This is a genomic window from Mesorhizobium sp. M7A.F.Ca.CA.002.04.1.1 (assembly GCF_004022805.1).
GTDB lineage: Bacteria > Pseudomonadota > Alphaproteobacteria > Rhizobiales > Rhizobiaceae > Mesorhizobium > Mesorhizobium ciceri.
Map to the genome: position 1 here is coordinate 1 of NZ_RZPL01000773.1, position 2,544 is coordinate 2,544.

A 2,544-nucleotide genomic window follows, 5' to 3' on the forward strand; every position below is an offset into this window, starting at 1 on the left:
GGCGGCTGCCATATCAGCCATGGTCGAACGGGACCTGACCGGTGAGATGGAGCGGGCGGCGAGCGCGGTGGTGACGGCGCTTTCGTCGGGGAAGGCCTTGCTCATCGCCGGCAATGGCGGCTCGGCCAGCGACGCCATCCACATTGCCGGCGAACTGGTCGGCCGCTTTCTCAAGGAGCGCAAGGCCTACAATGTCATCGCGCTGCCGGCCAATGCGGCGGTGCTGACCGCCTGGGGCAACGACTATGGCTTCGACACGGTGTTTTCGCGCCAGGTCGAGGCGCATGGCGCGGCCGGCGGCGTGCTTCTGGCAATCTCGACCAGCGGCAATTCGCCGAGCATCCTCGCCGCCGCCGAACAGGCACGGAGGATGGACATGACGGTGATCGGCATGACCGGCGATACCGGCGGCAAGCTGAAACCTCTGTCCGATATCCTGCTCAACGTTCCGTCGACCTCGACGCCGATCATCCAGCAGGGGCATCTGTGCCTTTATCATCATCTGTGCGAGGTGGTCGAAGCGCGCCTCAGCAATGGCTGATCCCACGACCTCTGGCCGCTATCCGCTGGCTGAGCCGGGCCTGTGGGTCGAGCAGGTCGGCTCAAAGGTGTTCGCCGCCGGCTCTCCGGCGCTGTTCCTCGACCGCGACGGCACCATCAATATCGATACGGGCTATCCGGATGATCCTGGCGAAATGGTGCTGCGCGCGGATATAGCCGCGGTGATAGCCGCCGCCAACGGGGCCGGCATTCCCGTCATCGTCGTCACCAACCAGTCCGGCATCGCGCGCGGCTATTTCGGCTGGAGCGATTTCGCCGCCGTCAATGGCCGCGTGCTCGAACTGCTACGCGCCGACAATGCGTTCGTCGACATGGTCCTTGCCTGCGCCTATCACGAGGCGGGCTCCGGCCCGCTCGCGGCCGCAGATCATCCGATGCGCAAGCCCAATCCGGGCATGCTGCTGGAGGCGGCCAGTCGCCTCGGGCTCGATCTGCGGCGTTCGCTGATCGTCGGCGACAAGGAGGCCGACATGGAGGCGGGACAACGCGCCGGCCTCTCGCAGGGCTGGCTGGTGGACGGGCAAGCGGCTGTCCGACGGGGCTTCACAATTCGGCCTTGGTGCGACCGCGCGGACTTCGACGGCCTGCTCGCCGCAATAGCTGCACTTGGGGCCGCCTCGGGCGCGCCCTAACGGTTTATACCCGATCGTTGTCCCGCCAGGCTTCATAGAGCTTGGCCTCGGTGGCGAACGAATACACCATCACCAGCATCGAATAGACGAACCCGTGCCGGCCGCACAGGAAGTAGCGCTTGGCCAGGTAAAACTTCAGGAAGTTGCCAAGCGGCGACAGCACCAGTCTTATCAGGCCAGGCTTCTTGGCTCGTTCGACCAGCGTGGCGACCTTGAGGCTGGAGTAGGTGTTGGCTCTCGCCAGATCCTCGGCAATAGTCATTTCGCGGCGATGCAGCAGCACGCCATTTTCTATGGTGCCGGTTTCGCCCGGCACCTCGAACGACTCATGGACCCGCAGATTGAGGTCCATGGTCGCCTTGTCGCGCCGGAAAAGACGCAGCAGCCTGTTGTGAAGCACCCAGCGGTGCGCATAGCCATAACCCTTCAGCTTGTCGCGGCGCCTGATGTACCATCCGTCGAAAGCATCGTTCCCAAGCTGCGTCACATTCGTGATCGACTGCCTGAGAACGTCATCGATGGCCTCGTCGGCTTCAATCGAAAGGCACCACGGTTGGGTGGCCTGATCGAGCGCGAATTGCCGCTGACGAGGAAAGCCCGGCCAATCATTGTGAAACAGCCTTATCGGGTAGCCCTTGGCGATGAACGCATTGACGACGTCCAGAGTGCTGTCCGTCGAGCCTGAATCGACGACGATGATCTCGGCGCAGAAGTCGACGCTTTCCAGGCATTCGCCGATCATGTCGGCCTCGTTCATACAGATGACCAGCGCCGAAACCGGGCTAGAAAATCGAGTCATCGTCCCACCCCACGGCACACTGTTCTCGGAATTGGGCTGCCCTGCGCCACCTGTATTATGCAATCCCGAAAGCGCTATGCGCTTTTCCCAGGAAAACCGTTACACACTTTTTCTGGAATTGCTCTAGGAAACCAGCAAGGTGGCTACGGCAGTACATCCGGCTCCACAGGAGAGCCTATCGAACGCCAAAGCGGCGCTGATATGGCGAGGCGCTCAGGCCGCATCGGCGAAAGCCGGTTGCGGTTCAACCGGCTCAAGGCTGTGCGAACGAGACCAAGCCTTCGTCCTTGACCCGGCGGATGGTGAGCGCTGTGCGCACCGTGTCGACATTCGGGGTCGAGGTCAGTTCCTCGATGACGAAGCTCTGGAAGGCGCCGAGGTCGCTCGCCACGCAATGCAGGAGGAAATCGGATTCGCCCGACACCATCCAGGCGTCGCGTACGATCGGCCAGCCGCGGGTGCGCTCGGCAAAGATGCGCAGCTCGGCATCGGCTTGATGATGCAGGCCGACGAGGCAGAAGGCAACGACATCAAGGCCGAGCGCTGGTGCGT

General features: G+C 62.9%; 4 protein-coding genes. 2 read left to right on the forward strand and 2 right to left on the reverse strand.

The window, feature by feature from the left end; translation table 11 throughout:
- A partial coding sequence (locus ENZ75_RS28230; RefSeq protein ID WP_128278485.1) for an SIS domain-containing protein occupies positions 1-541 on the forward strand: 541 nt, incomplete at its 5' end.
- On the forward strand, positions 534-1,193 hold the full coding sequence (locus ENZ75_RS28235) for an HAD-IIIA family hydrolase (protein ID WP_063168810.1): 660 nt from the start codon (positions 534-536) through the stop codon (positions 1,191-1,193). The genes ENZ75_RS28230 and ENZ75_RS28235, both read left to right, overlap by 8 nt.
- 4 nt (positions 1,194-1,197) lie before the next feature.
- Here ENZ75_RS28235 and ENZ75_RS28240 read toward each other — a convergent pair whose 3' ends face one another.
- Positions 1,198-1,992, reverse strand: coding sequence for a glycosyltransferase family 2 protein (locus ENZ75_RS28240; RefSeq protein ID WP_063168809.1), 795 nt, complete (start codon positions 1,990-1,992; stop codon positions 1,198-1,200).
- Positions 1,993-2,245: 253 nt separating this feature from the next.
- A partial coding sequence (locus ENZ75_RS28245) for an Lrp/AsnC family transcriptional regulator (RefSeq protein WP_164888057.1) occupies positions 2,246-2,544 on the reverse strand: 299 nt, incomplete at its 5' end.